Origin of the sequence: Desulfovibrio sp. SGI.230 (assembly GCF_050313065.1) — a bacterium.
GTDB lineage: Bacteria > Desulfobacterota > Desulfovibrionia > Desulfovibrionales > Desulfovibrionaceae > Desulfovibrio.
The window spans coordinates 44,374-61,945 of record NZ_JBNPKS010000006.1; the positions used below are offsets into that span (position 1 = coordinate 44,374).

General features: G+C 64.4%; 14 protein-coding genes. 10 read left to right on the forward strand and 4 right to left on the reverse strand.

Translation table 11 applies throughout. The annotated features are described in order from the left end of the window. The first annotated feature begins 142 nt into the window (after window positions 1-142). A complete protein-coding gene (locus tag ACQRAG_RS06945; protein ID WP_303879821.1) occupies window positions 143-1,402 on the forward strand; it encodes an aromatic amino acid transport family protein in 1,260 nt (419 codons plus the stop codon). Between the two features lie 964 nt (window positions 1,403-2,366). Here the strand turns inward: ACQRAG_RS06945 and ACQRAG_RS06950 are convergent. Beyond that, window positions 2,367-2,942: a Spy/CpxP family protein refolding chaperone gene (locus ACQRAG_RS06950; protein WP_204625692.1), complete on the reverse strand. Its 576-nt coding sequence runs from the start codon at window positions 2,940-2,942 to the stop codon at window positions 2,367-2,369. 331 nt (window positions 2,943-3,273) lie between these two features. Beyond that, window positions 3,274-3,750, reverse strand: coding sequence for a periplasmic heavy metal sensor (locus tag ACQRAG_RS06955; protein ID WP_168934681.1), 477 nt, complete (start codon window positions 3,748-3,750; stop codon window positions 3,274-3,276). 181 nt (window positions 3,751-3,931) lie between these two features. On the opposite strand from ACQRAG_RS06955, the gene zraS reads away from it, so the two are divergent. From zraS to ACQRAG_RS06970, 3 genes are all read left to right on the forward strand, one after another. Further along, window positions 3,932-5,572 carry a two-component system sensor histidine kinase ZraS gene (zraS, locus tag ACQRAG_RS06960; RefSeq protein WP_168934682.1) on the forward strand — a complete coding sequence of 547 codons (1,641 nt, stop codon included), beginning with the start codon at window positions 3,932-3,934 and terminating at the stop codon, window positions 5,570-5,572. Next, window positions 5,573-6,937, forward strand: a complete 1,365-nt coding sequence (locus tag ACQRAG_RS06965) for a sigma-54-dependent transcriptional regulator (protein ID WP_204625690.1) — start codon at window positions 5,573-5,575, stop codon at window positions 6,935-6,937. It abuts the gene before it with no gap. Between the two features lie 280 nt (window positions 6,938-7,217). Continuing rightward, window positions 7,218-7,847: an HD domain-containing protein gene (locus ACQRAG_RS06970; protein WP_427803936.1), complete on the forward strand. Its 630-nt coding sequence runs from the start codon at window positions 7,218-7,220 to the stop codon at window positions 7,845-7,847. A gap of 345 nt (window positions 7,848-8,192) precedes the next feature. Here the strand turns inward: ACQRAG_RS06970 and nth are convergent, their stop codons facing one another. Then, the gene (nth, locus tag ACQRAG_RS06975) at window positions 8,193-8,861 is read right to left on the reverse strand and encodes an endonuclease III (RefSeq protein ID WP_297158824.1); all 669 of its coding nucleotides are present in this window, start codon (window positions 8,859-8,861) and stop codon (window positions 8,193-8,195) included. Between the two features lie 113 nt (window positions 8,862-8,974). Here nth and cutA point away from each other — a divergent pair, with 113 nt between their 5' ends. From cutA to ACQRAG_RS06990, 3 genes are all read left to right on the forward strand, one after another. Then, a complete protein-coding gene (cutA, locus tag ACQRAG_RS06980) occupies window positions 8,975-9,307 on the forward strand; it encodes a divalent-cation tolerance protein CutA (RefSeq protein ID WP_297137955.1) in 333 nt (110 codons plus the stop codon). Window positions 9,308-9,318: 11 nt separating this feature from the next. After that, window positions 9,319-10,266 carry a carbohydrate kinase family protein gene (locus ACQRAG_RS06985; RefSeq protein WP_168934687.1) on the forward strand — a complete coding sequence of 316 codons (948 nt, stop codon included), beginning with the start codon at window positions 9,319-9,321 and terminating at the stop codon, window positions 10,264-10,266. Window positions 10,267-10,392: 126 nt separating this feature from the next. Continuing rightward, window positions 10,393-10,869: a YbaK/EbsC family protein gene (locus ACQRAG_RS06990; protein ID WP_427803935.1), complete on the forward strand. Its 477-nt coding sequence runs from the start codon at window positions 10,393-10,395 to the stop codon at window positions 10,867-10,869. A gap of 169 nt (window positions 10,870-11,038) precedes the next feature. Here the strand turns inward: ACQRAG_RS06990 and ACQRAG_RS06995 are convergent, their stop codons facing one another. After that, window positions 11,039-12,847, reverse strand: coding sequence for a 3-phosphoshikimate 1-carboxyvinyltransferase (locus ACQRAG_RS06995; protein WP_168934689.1), 1,809 nt, complete (start codon window positions 12,845-12,847; stop codon window positions 11,039-11,041). A gap of 750 nt (window positions 12,848-13,597) precedes the next feature. Here ACQRAG_RS06995 and aprB point away from each other — a divergent pair. From aprB to ACQRAG_RS07010, 3 genes are all read left to right on the forward strand, one after another. Then, window positions 13,598-14,086 (forward strand): adenylyl-sulfate reductase subunit beta, encoded by a 489-nt coding sequence (gene aprB, locus ACQRAG_RS07000; RefSeq protein WP_006008678.1) that lies wholly within the window; start codon window positions 13,598-13,600, stop codon window positions 14,084-14,086. 37 nt (window positions 14,087-14,123) lie between these two features. Then, window positions 14,124-16,112 (forward strand): adenylyl-sulfate reductase subunit alpha, encoded by a 1,989-nt coding sequence (gene aprA / locus ACQRAG_RS07005; protein ID WP_204626423.1) that lies wholly within the window; start codon window positions 14,124-14,126, stop codon window positions 16,110-16,112. 221 nt (window positions 16,113-16,333) lie between these two features. Continuing rightward, the gene (locus ACQRAG_RS07010; protein WP_006008672.1) at window positions 16,334-17,569 is read left to right on the forward strand and encodes a CoB--CoM heterodisulfide reductase iron-sulfur subunit A family protein; all 1,236 of its coding nucleotides are present in this window, start codon (window positions 16,334-16,336) and stop codon (window positions 17,567-17,569) included. Window positions 17,570-17,572: the final 3 nt, after the last annotated feature.

Genomic DNA, 17,572 nt, shown 5'->3' on the forward strand with positions numbered 1-17,572 from the left:
ATCCGGCGAAGGCGGCCCCTTCCGTCCCCGGACAGGAACAGGGACGGCATCCGCCGCTGCCGGACGCCCCGCACAGGGCCCTGCCACGGGCCCGGGACCTGTTCCCCTGCCTTTCCAACCCTTTCACCTTCAAGGAACCTTCATGGCACAGACCCCTGAAACCGGCCATGCCGCCTCCGGCCGCTGGACGAAATTCGACGTCGTCTGGATGCTCAACCTCTTCGGCACCGCGGTGGGCGCGGGCATCCTCTTCCTGCCCATCAATGCGGGCATGTCCGGCATCTGGCCCCTGGTCGTCATCACCCTGCTGGTGGGCCCCATGACCTATTTCGCCCACCGGGGCCTGGCCCGCTTCGTGCTGTCCTCCTCCCGCGCCGACAGCGACATCACCGCCGTGGTGGAGGAACACTTCGGCCTTTCCGCAGGCAAGCTCATCACCCTGCTCTATTTCTTCGCCATCTATCCCATCCTGCTCATCTATGCCGTGGGCATCACCAACACGGTGGAATCCTTCATCATCAACCAGCTGCAGATGGCCGCGCCGCCGCGCCTGCTGCTTTCCGGCGTGCTGGTGGCGGCCCTGATGGCCGTCATCCTGGTGGGCGAGAACTTCATGCTCAAATTCAACGAGTGGCTGGTCTACCCCCTGTGCGGCATCCTCTTCTGCCTGTCGCTCTATCTCATCCCGCACTGGAACACCTCCTCGCTGGGCCAGATGCCTGATGCCGGCAGCTTCCTGGGCACCCTCTGGCTCACCCTGCCGGTGCTGGTCTTCGCCTTCAACCATTCGCCCGCCATCTCGTCCTTTGCCCTGGCCCAGCGCCGCCAGTACGGCGACATGGCCGAACAGAAGGCCTCCCAGACCCTGCGCGGCACGGCCTGTATCCTGGTGCTCTTCGTCATGGCCTTCGTCTTCAGCTGCGTGCTCAGCCTCAGCCCCGCCCAGCTGGTGGAGGCCAAGGCCCAGAACATCCCCGTGCTCTCCTATCTGGCCAACCAGTTCGACAATCCCTTCATCTCCTGGTTCGGCCCGCTCATCGCCTTCCTGGCCATCGGCAGCTCCTTCTTCGGCCACTATCTGGGCGCCCGCGAAGGCCTGCACGGCATCCTGATCCAGATGTCCTCCAACCCCGAAGCCACGGCCACCTCGCGCAGCGTACGCACCGGCATCGCCCTGTTCTTCTTCGTGACCCTCTGGCTGGCCGGCTGGCTCAATCCCGGCATCCTGGACATCATCGAATCCCTCAGCGGCCCGGTCATCGCCATGATCCTGTTCATCATGCCCATGTACGCCGTGCACAAGATCCCGGCCATGAGCCGCTACCGTGGCCAGTGGAGCAATGCCTTCGTGCTGGCCGCCGGTTGCGTGGCCATCTCTTCCCTGCTCTACAAGCTGTTCTGATCCCGCGCGCCGCATCCGTAAAACGACTCCAGACGTCCGCCGGTCTCCATGCCGGTGGGCGTCTTTTTTTGTGCCGCCGGATTGCCGCGGGCGATGCGCCCGTATGAGCCTTGCCGCTCCCCTGCCGCACAGCAGGCGGACAGCGCACGGCGTCTCCATGATAAGAAAGAAGGATGAGAGCGAGAGGAACGGCGAATTTCCGCGAGCAGACGTGCGCCGTGCCATCTGTGATGGCCGGGCTGCACGAGCATCCTGGCCAAGAGCGGGGAGCATACGGACGGAGCGAGGCGGCAACAGCGGGCCTGCCAAAGCCTGCCAGACAGCGGGCGCATCGCAGAGCGCCGCACACGAAGGCCGTTCTTCCCTGATGGCCGGGGCTCCGTGACCGGACAGGCCGGAGAGCTGCCGCGCCCTCGAAGACCGGGACTCGGAAGGGGAAAATCCCTCTCCCCTGTCTCGTGTCCGGCAGAGCGGGCCGCATGAACCACGGTACGGGCCTGCTCCGCCCCTCCTTCCCCCTGGGCAGACCATGCCGCCGGAGAAAAGAAAGGCAGGCAGGCAGGCCGGACGCCGGACAGCGGACAAAAAAAGACGACCGGCTGCCCAGGGGGAGGAGCAGCCGGCCAAAGAGGGAGGATGTTCTGATGGTTAGAGGTTATGGTGAAGGAGGAGGATGCTCTCGTGAGCCCCGGCAGGACCAAGGGGGATTGCCCTGCCGGATATGTTGTCCGCCTAAGGCGGGGAGGGACGATCTCAGGAGTAAAATCCGTCGTTCTCAGGAAGGCCCGGCCGGGGCCAGGGGAATCCCCGGCCGGGGTAGAAGTTCCAGAGGACTGCATTTTGTAGAGCGGGAGCTCCGGTTAAAGGTGCCTGTCAAAGGAGGTTGCTGTTTTCGGGAGCCTGGCCGGAAGGAGGAGGAGCTTCCGGCCAGATATTTCTTTCTGCCGTTGGCAGGGATCAGCTCTTAGTAGTGGCCGCGATGGGGACCGTCGTAGTAACCGGCGTCACCGCGGGGGCCGTCGCCACGGGGGCAATCCATGGCGGGGCCGCGATCGCCACGGGGACCACGAGGACCGCGGGGGGCATCCTTGAAGCCTTCCGGCACGCCCACTTCGGCAGCCAGCTTGTCGCCCAGGGCGTCATGCAGGTCGGCCATCTCGTTGCGCAGGCGGGCCATTTCGGTAGCGGCCTCACGCACGGCCTTCACATCGGGGTTGGTGGCGTTTTCCAAAGCCCGCAGTTCCTGGCGCTTGACGTAGATGCTGTCGCGCAGCTGCTCCATGCGGGGAGCGAATTCTTCCATGATCTTGTCGAACTTGGCACGCTGCGCGTCCGACATGGCCCGGTAACCCCAGCCACGGGCGTGGCCGTGATGTCCCCAGCCGCCTTCCCAGCAGCCGCCGTCGCCGTAACCGTAGCAGGGACCATAACCGTTGCCCTGGCCGCGATGATGGGGGCCGGCGAAAGCGTCAGAGGTCATGGTTCCGCCGATGAGGGCTGCAGCCAGCAGGGCAGGGATCATAACGCGGGAAGTATTCATATATATGCTCCTTTATCTCTTCTCAGAGTGGGTTATCTTTGGGCTTTGGGTCTTGCCCTTTGTGCTCTGTATATAGCAACCCGCGTGCCAAACATTATTTTTCAATATAAATCAACATATTATATTTTCATCCCGGCAAACAGCCTTTCTCCGGCTGCCCTGTGTTCCCCCTGGATGTCCAGTTTTTATGCAGCGGGCCGGCGGACCTGGTCAAAAATTATACAGCAGACAAATTTTCATACACCCCTGACGCCCGGCCCCCAAAGCCGGAGCCGGATACAAAAAAAGCCCCGCTTGAGCGGGGCCTGGAGTTTCATGCGGGCTGCAGAAGTTACGGGCAGGGTTCGAGGGTCTCCTGCAGGGAATACGTATGGATCACGTCCTGCCGGATCATGCTGTTGCAGCCCCGGCTCTTGCCGGCGCGGCGGAAACTCACGCCCACCTCGTCCAGCAGGCGGCCTTCCAGCTGCGCCAGCTGCAGGCGCAGACGGTCGCGCAGGTCCTGCAGCTCCCAGCCAAGACGGGAGAGCGTCTCGGCGGACGAGTCCTCCGCGTAGTCGAAATGGGCCAGTTCTTCCCGCTTCTGGCGAATGCGCCAGCGGGTGTCTTCGATGGCAGGACGGGCTTCTTCAAGGATGGCGCGGGCCTTGACCTGCTGTTCTTCGGGCAGGCTCTGGAGCCACTGGTCGACATTGCGGTAGCCGCGCGGCCCGTGACCGCCGCCGTGATGCCCCCCGGCAGCCGCCATGAGCGGCAGCAGCAGGAGCGATGTCATGACCAGACCACTGACAACTATATTCTTCCACATAGGCAAACCTTGTTCTGTTGGGCCATGCTTCTGGCATATCAAGCCTGTGTCCGCGGCGCAAGGAAAGGCCGCCGGCAGGCCGTGGCATTTTTTTCGTCTTTCCTCGTTCTTGCAAAAAACATGCAAGCCAAATATCCGACGGCAAGGTGACAGGTGCCCCAACCATGCTTATAGTGCAGGCATGAACTTTATCCGACGCTGCCTTTCCGCTGCTGCCGCCCTGCTGGACCCCCGCCGCCACCGGCTGGCCCGCGCCGCCAACCGGCCCTGCCAGACACCGGGGTCTGCCGCGTCCGGCCGGAACACCGGCGGCATGGTGGCCAATGACCAGGCCGCGCGCGAGAACGACTGCTCCCAGGCCCGTTCACAGCTGGCGCAGCAGCAGAACACCCCGCTGGGCCTGCTGCTGGGCGGGACGGCCTTCGTCCTCATCCTGCTGGTCACCCTGCTGGCCCTGGCCTCCATCGAGCGCAACGAACGCGCCATGTCACGCCTGCTGGCCGAAAAAGGCAGCTCCCTGATCATGGCCTTCGAGAGCATGCTGCGCACCAGCATGCGCGGCGAGGCGCGCGTGCGCCTGCAGATCCTGCTCAAGGAGATGGCCAGCACCTCGGACGTGCAGTTCATCGCCGTCACCATGCCCGACGGTACCATCCTGGCCCACAGCAACGGCAACCGCCTGGGCGAGATCCTGCGCATCAACGGCGAAGAGGCCGACGAAAAGACCATGAAGCTCCTGGCCCCCGGCAGCCAGACACGTTCCGCCATCCTCAATATGGAAGGCCAGCGCGTGTTCGTGGTCTACCGCTATTTCATGCAGCCCCCGCCGGGGCAGGAGCTGCCGCCGGGCCTGCCGCAGCCCATCATCTTCCTGGGCCTCGACCTCTCACCGTTCGAGATCACCCGCGGCCAGGACAGGGACCACGTCTTCATGCTGGCCGGGGTGGCCATGCTGGTGGGCCTGGCCTGTCTGCTGGCCCTGTACTACGCGCAGCGCGCCCGCGAATCCCGCCGCCGCCAGCGCCGGGCCGAAGGCGAGATCCGCCGCCTGGAAGAAGAGATCCGCCGCAAGGAAAAGCTGGCCGCCGTGGGCACGCTGGCCGCCGGGGTGGCCCACGAGATCCGCAACCCGCTCAGTTCCATCAAGGGCTACGCCACCTATTTCGGCATGCGCTTCCCCGAAGGCAGCGAAGACCGCAAGGCCGCGGGCGTCATGGTGCGCGAGGTGGAACGCCTCAACCGCGTCATCAGCGAGCTCATCGGGCTCTCGCGTCCCAGTGACGTGCGGCCCGTGGCCGCCCCGCTGGAAGACAGCGTGGCCCATGTGCTGCGCCTCATCGCCCAGGATGCCGAAAAACGCGGCGTCCGGCTGGTGAACAGCCTTCCGGCCGCCCTGCCCCCGGCCCGCATGGATCCCGACAGGCTGGGGCAGGCCCTGCTCAACATCTGCCTCAACGCCCTGGACGCCATGCCCGACGGCGGCACCCTGACCCTGGGCTGTACGGTGGAGAAGCAGCATCTTGTCCTCTCGGTCACGGACACCGGGCAGGGCATCGCGCCCGAGAACCTCAACCACATCTTCGACCCCTATTTCACCACCAAGGGGCACGGCACGGGCCTGGGACTGGCCACCGTCCACAAGATCGTGGAGGCGCTCGAAGGCGAAGTCTATGTGCAATCCCGTCAGGCCACGGCGGACACGCCCGGCCGGACCACGTTTTTCATACGCCTGCCGCAGGCCGGCAAGGCAGCGGGCCATCCGGCGGACGGCCCGGACAGGCAGGCGGGGGAGCCTGCCGACAGGCAGAAGGGGGAGGATTAGGTGAATACCAGCATTCTCGTGGTTGACGACGACGATGCCCACCGCGGCATGTTGCGCATGATGCTCCAGGCCTGGGGCTACAGCGTGGACGAGGCGGCCGACGGCGATCTGGCCGTGGAGGCCGTGCGCGCCAAGCCCTACGACGTGGTGCTGACCGACGTGCGCATGGGACGCATGGACGGCATCCACGCCCTGCGGGGCATCCTGGACTACAATCCGGCCCTGCCCGTGGTGCTGATGACGGCCTACTCCTCCGTGGAGACCGCCGTGGATGCCCTGCGCCTGGGCGCCTACGATTATCTGACCAAGCCGCTGGACTTCGACGCCCTGCGCGAGACCCTGCAACGGGCCGTGGACCACTCCCGCATGAGCGTGGAGAACCGCGAGCTGCGCCGCCAGCTCAGCGAGGCCGCCGCCGGGCCCGAGATCCTGGGCCGCAGCCCTGCCGTCAGCGCCATGCGCGAGATCATCGCCACCGTGGCGCCCACCGAGGCCACGGTGCTCATCACCGGGGAATCCGGCACCGGCAAGGAACTGGTGGCCCGCGCCGTCCACGGTGCCAGCGCCCGTGCCAACAAGCCCCTGGTCACGGTCAACTGCGCCGCCCTGGCCGAGAACCTGCTGGAATCCGAACTGTTCGGCCATGAGCGCGGGGCCTTCACCGGCGCCGACCGCCGCCGCGAGGGCCGCTTCCTGCAGGCCGACGGCGGCACCCTCTTCCTGGACGAGATCGGCGAGATGCCTCTTTCGCTCCAGGCCAAGCTGCTGCGCGCCCTGCAGCAGGGCGAGGTGCAGCGCGTGGGCTCGGACTCGCCCATCACCGTGGACGTGCGCGTCATCGCCGCCACCAACCGCAACCTGCGCGAAGAGGTGGAGCAGAAGCGCTTCCGCGAGGACCTGTTCTTCCGCCTCAACGTCATCAGCATCGAAGTGCCCGCCCTGCGTGAACGCAGCGAGGACATCCCCCTGCTGGCGGCCCATTTCCTGGAAAAATTCGCGGCCCGCAACCGCAAGAACGTCAAGGGCTTCGCCCCGCAGGCCCTGGACATGCTGCGCCGCTACTCCTGGCCCGGCAACGTGCGCGAGCTCCAGAACGCCGTGGAGCGCGCCGTGATCCTCTGCACCGGCGACCTCATCACCGGCCCGGAACTGCCCGCCAGCGTCACCGGCGCCGCCGAGCAGGCCGCCCCGGTACCGGAGACCGCCGAAGCCTCCCTGGCCGGTCTGTCTCTGGAAGCTCTGGAGCGCCGCGCCATCGAGGACACCCTGCGCCAGACCGAGGACAACAAGAGCGAGGCTGCCCGCCGCCTGGGCATCACCCGCGCCACCCTGCACAACAAATTGCGCAAGTACGGGCTGGAATAAGAGCGGGCAGGGATTTTCCGGGGGAAGGGGACCCCCTTGGCTCGCGCGCAAGGGGGTCCCCTTCCCCCCGGCCCCCATCCCTCCCCCAACGCGCTTTGTTCGGAAGGATGACGAGGCTCGGAAAAGCCATGACCTTGCCTGGATGACCGTCCCCCGAACAAACACCGCCCGCCGGCGGTTGGGCAAAGACGGAAAAGAGCAATCAATGGCGTGCGCCGGACAGTTTTCGTACAAATCAGCAACGGAGGGGGCACCGCGCTCCCTCCATGAGGAAACACACATGGCACAGGACAGCCCAAACAAGAGCACGCCCGCAGCGGGCCTGCCTGATGAACAGCAGATGGAACGCATCACGGACTTTTTCCACGAGGCGGGACATCTGCGCCACACGCCGCGCAGCGGCTATGCCTTCCTGGGCTCCGGCAGCGAGAACGTAGCCGAGCATTCCTACCGTACCAGCGTCATCGGCTACACCCTGGCCAAACTGGCGGGTGCCGATGCCGCCCGCGTGACCTTCCTCTGCCTTTTCCACGATCTGCATGAAGCACGTACCGGCGATTTCAATTATGTGAACCACCGCTACGACACCTGCCGCGACCGCGATGCCCTGCAGGATGCCGTGGACGGCACCGGACTGGAGAAGGACATCCTCGACGGCTGGGACGAACTGCAGGAACGCCAGAGTCTGGAGGCCCGCCTGGCCCACGATGCCGACCAGCTGGACCTGATCTGCAACCTCAAGGCCGAGCTGGACAAGGGCAACAAATTTGCCGCCGACTGGCTGGAAAGCGCGGTCAAACGCCTGCGCAGCCCGCAGGCCCAGGCCCTGTGCGAGGTCATCCTGCGCACGGACCATAACCGCTGGTGGTACGGCCGCGTGGACAAAAAATGGTGGGTGGACCGCAAGTGAGCCTGTCCCGGCTCTCTCCGGGAACAGCCCTTTCCCGATAACGACAACAGCCCGGTCTCCATGGAGGCCGGGCTGTTTTTTTGTCACGGAGCCGGACGCCCTGCCTTCCCCTGCCCCGCTCACCTCAGGCCGGCCAAGACGCTCCAGGAAAAGAAGGCCCCGCGGACCGGGAACTGCTGACATGCGCGAGAGGAGAAGCCGAGGGACTCCGCAAGAGCCGTGTTCGGCGATGATGGAGAGGAACGGATAAAGCGCGTTTGAAGGAGGATGGGGGTGTGGGGGAAGGGGGGAACTTTGTGCGCTAGCCAAAGTTCCCCCCTTCCCCCACGTTCTTTTCCCCAACAGCTATTTTCCCTTGGGCGGTTCGCGGCGGGGGCAGAAGTCGGCCATCTCGCATTCCGCGCAGCGGGGGCTGCGGGCGTGGCAGACATCGCGGCCGAACCAGACCATGCGGTGATTGACGTCGCCCCATTCGGCACGGGGGAAGAGGCGCATCAGATCCTGTTCGATGTCCACGGGATCGGTGTGGGCGGTAAGGCCCAGACGATAGCTGATGCGCTTGACGTGGGTATCCACGGCCAGGCCCTCGTTGATGCCGAAGGCGCCGAACAGCACCACATTGGCCGTCTTGCGGGCCACGCCGGGCAGGGTGATGAGCTCGTCCAGACGGGGCGGCACCTCGCCGCCATAGACGGAGACCACGCGCTGCGCCGCGCCCAGCAGGTTGCGGGCCTTGCTGTGATAGAAGCCCGTGGAACGGATGACGCTTTCCAGCTCTTCCTGCGTGGCCAGGGCCAGCTCGGCCGGGCCGGGCCAGCGCCGGAACAGCTCCGGGGTCACGGTGTTGACGCGGGCGTCGGTACACTGGGCGGCCAGCACCGTGGCCACCAGCAGTTCCCAAGCGTTGTCGGCTTCAAGATGGGTCGCGGGACGGGGATAGCGGGCCTGAAGGGCCGCCAGGACTTTTTCAGCGCGGGCCAGGGCACCGCGCGGCAGGGATTTTTTTGCGCTCATGGGCCTGCTATGCCACAGGAAGACAGGGGGAGCAAGGCGGGGCACGCTTGGTTTTTACGGCCCGCTGGTGTATCTTCTGTCCGCTTTTCCCACTTCCCGAACAGGAGGACGCCATGAGCCTGCTTGCCTGTGTCACTGTGCCCGACGGAGCGACTGCCCGAACCCTGGCCCATCTGGTGGTGGAACGACGGCTGGCCGCCGGGGTGAACATCCTGCCCGGAGCCCTTTCCATCTATCGCTGGGAAGGCAAGGTCCGCGAAAGCCGCGAATGCCTGCTGCTGGCCCAGGTCAGCCGGACAGCGTGGGAAGATTTTCGTGCCGCCGTGGAGGCGGCCCATCCCTATGAAGTGCCCTGTATCGTGGGCATGCCGCTGGAGAAGGGCAACGCGCCCTTCCTGGACTGGATCGCCCAAAACAGCCTGCCCGCAGGGCAGCTCAACGAATAAAAGGAACGAAGATGGCCATTTATGTTTCCGGTTCCCTGGCTTTTGACCGCATCATGACCTTTGGCGGCAACCTGCAGGACCATGTGCTCATGGACAAGCTGCACATGCTGAGCGTCAGCTTCATGGTGGACAGCATGGACGAACGCCGCGGCGGCTGCGCGGGCAACATCGCCTACACGCTGGCCCTGCTGGGCGAAAAACCCATCGTCGTCTCCGCCGCCGGCCGCGACTTCACCGGTTACGCGGCGGCCTGGGAAAAGCTGGGCCTGTCGCTGGAAGGCATCCGGCGCGATTCCGACGTGTTCACGGCCCTGTGCTACATCACCACGGACCAGAACAACAACCAGATCACGGGCTTCTACCCCGGCGCCATGAGCCAGCCCGCCACCTACACCTTCCCCAACCTCGATCCCGCCAAGGACTGGGCCATCGTCTCCCCCGGCAGCGTGGACGACATGCGCCGCCTGCCCGGCTTCTTCCGTGAAAAGGGCGTGCGCTACATCTTCGACCCCGGCCAGCAGCTGCCCGTGCTTTCGGGCGACGACCTCTGCGACGCCATCCGCGGTTCCTATGCCTGCGTGACCAACGATTACGAGCTGGGCATGGTCTGCAAGAAGACGGGCAAGAGCGAGGAAGAACTGGTGGCCATGACCGGCTGGCTGGTGACCACGCTGGGCGGCGACGGCCAGCGCATCCGCAATGCCCAAGGCGTGGACGTGCATGTGCCCGCCATCCCCTGCGACGGCGTCAAGGATCCCACCGGCGCGGGCGACTCCCACCGCGCGGGCCTGCTCAAGGGCCTGGTCTGCGGCCTGGAGATGCCCGAAGCCGCCAAGCTGGGCGCGGTGAGCGCCTGCTACGCCATCGAGCAGCTGGGCACGCAGGAACACCACTTCAGCAAGGACGAGTTCCGCAAGCGCTACGAGGCCAGCTTCGGCCCCCTGCCCATCACCCTGTAACCATACCGGAGGGGCCTGCCCGGCAGGCCCCTTTTTTCATCCCCGCCCGGACGGGGAGATCCCGCCTCCGGCATGCTGCCATCACCGGCAACAACGGAGCATGTTTCAGCCAAGGAGCATCCAGCCATGCGCACCGAAGCCGTCAGGGCCCAACTGGCCGCCCACGGTCTGGGCGACCGCTACCGCGAGTTCACCGTCTCCAGCGCCACCGTGGCGCTGGCGGCCGAAGCCCTGCACTGCGAGGCGGGCCGTATCGCCAAGACGCTGTCCATCCTCACCTCCACCGGTCCCGTGCTGGTGGTGGCCATGGGGCTGGCCCGTCTGGACAACCGCAAGTTCAAGGATCTGTTCCACGAAAAGGCCCGCTTCATCCCCGTGGAGGACGTGGAATGCCTCACCGGCCATCCCCAGGGCGGGGTCTGCCCCTTTGCCCTGCCGGAAGGGGTACGCGTGTTCCTGGACGAGAGCCTCAAGCGCTATGACGTGGTCTACCCTGCCGCCGGTGCGCCCAACAACGCCGTGCAGCTGACCCCGGACGAGCTGGCCGCCGTCACCGGCGGGCAATGGGTCGACCTTTGCAAGCTCCCTGAAGAGCTGGCCTGACGGGCCTATCCTGCAGGCAGGGACGGGAGGCAGACGCTCCGACCGCCGCTTCCCGCAAATGAAAAAGGGCGTCCATCCGCGAAGGATGGGCGCCCTTTTCGTCTTCGATACCGGGAGCCGCCACGGCCCGGCCCTCACGGCCAAGCCGGACGGCGGGAGCTGCCCGGTCCTAGTAATCTTCGTCTTCCAGCGGAGGCGGCACGGCCACGGCGCTGGTGATGACGCGGCGGCGGCTCTTCACCGGCTCGGCGGGCACTTCCTTGTTCTCACGCGTCATGTGCGGTTCGGGCAGGTTGTTGTACAGCACCCAGAAAGGCGGATAGAGCTCGGTCAGCACGCCGGGGTTGCCCAGCTTGAAGCCTTCCTGCTTGCCGCGGGCACAGGCCGCCAGGGCCAGGGCCACGGCCCAGGGAGCGTCGGGGGCGTTCCAGCCGCGGGCCTGCAGGGCGGGACGGGGCTTGCGCACGGGGCGGCCTTCCTCGTCCTGTTCTTCGGCTTCTTCCATGTCGTCACCGGGCTTCCAGGCCACCAGGCAGCCTTCGGCATCCAGAGCCAGACCGGCAGCGTGCAGGTAGCTTTCCACCACGTTCTCTTCGGCTTCCAGACCGGCGGGCAGCACGGCACGACCGCCGCGCAGGGCCGTCATGGTGCTCAGGGCCACGGCCAGCGGACGCCAGGAGGCGGGCAGGCCTTCGGGCAGGGCAAAGGCGGCGGGCAGTTCGGCCAGCGGCTTCAGGCTGCGGGCCAGGATCTCGGTGGCCGAGCATTCGACCTTGGCACCGGTCTGGCGCAGCAGGTCCAGGCCGGCTTCGGTGCCGGGCCAGGTGGGCCACTGGCCTTCCAGGCGCACTTCACCGCCCAGCGCGGGGGCGAGGCCCATCAGGAACACGGCCAGTTCCGGTTCCACGGGCAGGGTGGGCTCGGAGGGGATGCTCAGGGCGCAGGGCTGGAAGTGGAGCACGTCGCCTTCGCGGCGCACGTCGGCACCGGCAGCGTTCAGCACGGGCAGGATGCGGGCAAAGGCCAGCGCACGCTCGGGCATGGCGGAAAGGTCCAGGGTGATGGCGCGCTCATAGGAAGGCGCGGCCAGCATGATGCCTTCGGCCAGTTCCACCGGGGCATCGGCGGGGAAGACCACCTTGCCGGGCAGCACGCCGGAGCATTCGATGCGCACCGGGAAGCCGTCGGACTTGGGCACCACATGCACCAGACGCGCGCCCATGAGGGGCAGGAAGCGGCGGGTGGCGCTGAGGTCGGCCAGCTTGAGGGCCGCGCCGCCGGTGAACTTGGTGCGCGAAGGACGGCCCAGGTAATGGCCCAGGGCCAGATAGAAGTTCCAGGAGCTGTCGCCCACATGCAGCACCTTGTCCGGGGTGCCCAGGGGCGTGCCGGCGGCCACATGCACGGCACCGTCGTCACGGTTGGCATGGGCGCCCAGCTGGTTGAGCAGCTTGACGCAATCCACGACGGGATCGTTCATCAGGGCGGGGGCGATGCGCACGGCCTGGCCGGTGCAGGCGGCCAGCGTGGCCCAGGCCCGGGTCAGGCGACAGGAACGCGGGGCGGGCATGGACAGGCGCACGGGCATGTCGGCGGGGGCAAGATTGAAGGCGGGGCGCTGGGCTTCGCCGTCTTCACCGGGACGGGGCAGGAATTCCACTTCCTGCATCAGGGTGAAGAAACGGCCGCTCAGGCGCGGGTCGCGGCTGACGCGGGAAACGGCGGCTTCCCAGGACTCGCGGATGCTCTTTTCTTCCGCGGGCTCCAGGAAACCCTTGGCATTGTACATGCGCTTGATGAGATTGTGGCGGCGCATGAGCATGCGCAGGATATCGCGGTCGATGTCACAGACGGTCTCGCGCAGGCTGCGGCGCGGACGCTCGGGCTTGCCGTCGGTTCTGGCCTCGAAACGTCCTTCGGGGCGGTCGCTGCGTTTGTCCGGCCTCTGGGCAGGTCGGAATTCGTGGTGCTCGTTCATGCTGGATGCTCCTCTCGACCGCCGGACGGCGCGTCGCTCTATGAATTTGTGGGGGATGCTGTATCCCGAAACGTCCTCACTGGCAAGCCCCCGAAAGAGACTTTTCCGGCCACATGTGAAAGAGAGTGCAAGCTCCGGCGAGCACTGGAGGGAGCCTCAAAGAGCGTACCGGGTGCCTTACGACGTATTTTTGATAAAAAATCAACTATTCCCAATAGATACAATCAACCATTTGATTTTATTGGATAATTGTTTCAACTTTTGCTTCTTTTTCTCATCAAGATCAGGGCGACACCGGAACGTCATAAAAAAGCCGCCCGTCCGGCATGGAAAGCATCGATACGTTAACTATTTGAAATTAAATGATTTTACTAAAGCGTTCCCTGAACAGGAACAGGGAGATATTCAGGATAACCGGCTGATAAACATGCCTTTTCCTGGCCCAACACAGATCTTGGACATGAAAGCCGTCCAAAACGCGGAGCATCTTTACACAGCATAAAAATTATGCTAGGGAGAATGTGCAAGGATTATAGTGGTTTGTGCCGTTTTCCACCGAGAGTTTCCACGAATTTTTCAAAAGGGGGCTTGACGTGAAGAGGGGTAGCTTGTTACTAAATACACAAGCGCACGACCTGAGCGCTGTTGCCCAGGGTCGTGACCCCAATCAAGACGGCACTCGGGCGGCCCGAGTGGCTGCCCATACGGTCAAAATTGACCTGAAACACTTTAAGAGTTGGAGGATACGTTATGCCTACGTTTGTCGATCCGTCCAAATGCGACGGCTGCAAGGGTGGCGAAAAGACGGCCTGCATGTACATCTGCCCGAACGACCTGATGATCCTCGATCCTCAGGAAATGAAGGCGTACAACCAGGAACCCGACGCCTGCTGGGAATGCTATTCCTGCGTGAAGATCTGCCCCCAGGGCGCCATCACCGCTCGTCCCTACGCCGACTTTGCTCCCATGGGCGGCACCTGTATCCCCATGCGCTCTGCCGACTCCATCATGTGGACCGTGCAGTTCCGCAACGGCAGCGTGAAACGTTTCAAGTTCCCCATCCGTACCACTCCTGAAGGCTCCATCAAGCCCTTCGAAGGCAAACCGGAAGGCGCCAACCTCGACGACGAACTGCTGTTCACCGAAGAAAAGCTGGCCACCCCCATCGAAGTCCTGGGCAAGAAGTTCGAAGTGACTGAAGCCGACAAGGTCTTCACCGCTATGGAACAGGGCCGCTAGAGAGCAGTAACCGCGTAGAGCTTAAGGAGAAATCACTATGCCTATGATTCCCGTCAAGGAAGCGATGAAAGGCGTTGCCATTGCTGAACCTGAAGTGAAGGAACATGACGTCGACCTGCTGATCGTGGGCGGCGGTATGGGTGCCTGCGGTGCCGCTTTCGAAGCCGTGCGCTGGGGCGACAAACACGGTCTGAAAATGATGCTGTGCGATAAGGCCGCCCTCGAGCGCTCCGGCGCCGTGGCCCAGGGCCTGTCCGCCATCAACACCTACCTCGGCAAAAACACCGCCGACGATTACGTCCGCATGGTCCGCACCGACCTTATGGGTCTGGTCCGCGAAGACCTGATCTTCGACGTGGGCCGTCACGTTGACGACTCCGTGCATCTGTTCGAAGAGTGGGGCCTGCCCTGCTGGATCAAGGACGAAAACGGCCACAACATGAACGGCGCCGCCGCCAAGGCCGCCGGCAAGAGCCTGCGCAACGGCGACGAGCCCGTCCGCTCCGGTCGTTGGCAGATCATGATCAACGGTGAATCCTACAAGTGCATCGTGGCCGAAGCTGCCAAGAATGCCCTGGGTGAAGACCGTATCATGGAGCGTATCTTCATCGTGAAGCTGCTGCTCGACAAGAACACCCCCAACCGCGTCGCTGGTGCCGTGGGCTTCAACCTGCGTGCCAACGAAGTGCACATCTTCAAAGCCAACGCCATCATGGTGGCCGCCGGCGGTGCCGTTAACGTGTACCGTCCCCGTTCCACCGGTGAAGGCATGGGCCGCGCTTGGTACCCCGTGTGGAACGCCGGTTCCACCTACACCATGTGCGCTCAGGTCGGCGCCGAAATGACCATGATGGAAAACCGCTTCGTGCCCGCCCGCTTCAAGGACGGTTACGGCCCTGTGGGCGCCTGGTTCCTGCTGTTCAAGGCTAAAGCCACCAACTGCAAGGGCGAAGACTACTGCGCCACCAACCGCGCCATGCTGAAGCCTTACGAAGATCGCGGCTACGCCAAGGGTCACGTGATCCCCACCTGCCTGCGTAACCACATGATGCTTCGTGAAATGCGCGAAGGCCGCGGCCCCATCTACATGGACACCAAGACCGCTCTGCTGACCACCTTCGCCACCCTGACCGAAGAACAGCAGAAAGACCTCGAGTCCGAAGCTTGGGAAGACTTCCTGGATATGTGCGTTGGTCAGGCCAACCTGTGGGCCGCCACCAACACCGCTCCTGAAGAACGCGGTTCCGAAATCATGCCCACCGAACCTTACCTGCTCGGCTCTCACTCCGGCTGCTGCGGTATCTGGGTTTCCGGTCCCGACGAAGCTTGGGTGCCCGAAGACTACAAGGTTCGCGCTGCCAACGGTAAGGTCTACAACCGCATGACCACCGTGGAAGGCCTGTTCACCTGCGCCGACGGCGTGGGCGCTTCCGGCCACAAGTTCTCCTCCGGTTCCCACGCTGAAGGCCGTATCGCCGGTAAGCAGATGGTGCGCTGGTGCCTGGACCACAAGGACTTCAAGCCTGAGTTCAAGGAAACCGCCGAAGAACTGAAGCAGCTGATCTACCGTCCTTACTACAACTACCTGGCCGGCAAGGACGCCTCCACCGACCCCGTGGTGAACCCCAACTACATCACGCCCAAGAACTTCATGATGCGCCTCGTGAAGTGCACCGACGAATACGGCGGCGGCGTGGGTACCTACTACACCACCTCCAAGGCTCTGCTGGACACCGGCTTCTATCTGCTGGGCATGATGGAAGAAGACTCCGCCAAGCTGGCCGCCCGCGACCTGCACGAACTGCTGCGTTGCTGGGAAAACTACCATCGCCTGTGGACCGTGCGCCTGCACATGCAGCACATCGCCTTCCGTGAAGAGTCCCGTTACCCCGGCTTCTACTACCGCGCTGACTTCCTGGGTATCGACGACAGCAAGTGGAAGTGCTTCGTGAACTCCAAGTACGATCCCGCCACCGGCGAAACCAAGATCTTCAAGAAGCCCTACTACCAGATCATCCCTGACTAGTAGGCGGAAGAACATCCCTGGGGTGGCCGCCTAGGCCACCCCATTTTTTTCGGCGCGGCGGGTGTGCGACATGCAAGCTCCCCGCCGCGCCTTGGAATATGCGCCGCGCGGCAGGGCCCTTGGCTCTCAATTGCGCCGCCCGGCAATCCCATACAACCGGGCAGGCGTGCGCGCCGCCCCGCAGAGGGGCCACGGCGCTGCAACGCAGGAGGATATCCAGGATGTCCAACTCCATTCTCGTCGTGGGCGGCGGCTTTGCAGGCCTTACTGCCGCCATCGAAGCGGCGGAACTGGGCCACGATGTGTATATCGTGGAAAAGTCGCCCTACCTGGGCGGCCGTGTGGCCCAGCTCAACAAATATTTCCCCAAACTTTGTCCCCCCTCCTGCGGTCTGGAAATCCAGTTCCAGCGCATCAGGAAGAACCCCCGCATCAAATTCTTCACCATGGCCGAAGTGACCAAGCTGGTCGGCTGTAAGGGTGACTACACCGCCACCGTGAGCATCAAGCCCCGCAAGGTGGCCGCCCACAACGTGGACTTCACCCTCCTCGCTTCCAGCCTGGAAGGCACCGTGCCCAACGAATTCGACTTCGGGCTGTCCCAGCGCAAGGCTCTGTACAAATCCATGCCTTTCGCGTTCCCCAACCGCTTCGTGCTGGACACCGACGCCCTGAGCAAGGCTGACGCCGCCCGCGTCGCCGGCCAGAAGTTCCTGGACCAGAACGAACCCGCCCGCGAGATCGAACTCAATGTGGGCGCCATCGTGGTGGCCACCGGCTGGAAGCCCTACGACGTCACCAACCTGGCCAACCTGGGCGCCGGCAAGGTCAAGAACTGCGTGACCAACATGCAGCTCGAACGCCTGGCCTCCCCCTTCGGCCCCACCGGCGGCAAGATCGTCCGTCCTACCGACGGCCGTCGTCCCAAACGCATCGCTTTCGTGCAGTGCGCCGGTTCCCGTGACCAGAACCACCTGAACTACTGCTCCTACATCTGCTGTATGGCCACTCTCAAGCAGTGCCAGTACATCTGCGAGCAGTACCCCGAGACCCAGATCTCGGTGTTCTACATCGACCTGCGCGCTCCGGGCCGCTACGTGAAGGTTCTGGACAAGGTGAAGGCCGCCCCCAATGTGCGCTTCATCAAGGGCAAGGTGGCCGACGTGGCCCAGGCCGCTGACGACAACGTCACCGTGACCGTTGAAGACGCCATCCGCGGCGAAAAGCTGCATCTGGATTATGACATGGTGGTGCTGGCCACGGGCATGCAGCCCAGCCTGGCCACCGACAGCCTGCCCCTGCCCCTGCCCCTGGACGAAGACGGTTTCGTTATGGGCGGTGAAGAGGCTGGCATTTTTGCCGCCGGTTGCGCCCGCATGCCGCTGGACGTGATGCGTACCGCGCAGTCCGGCACGGCCGCCGCTCTCAAGGCGGTGCAAACGGTGAAAGGGAGGTAGGCG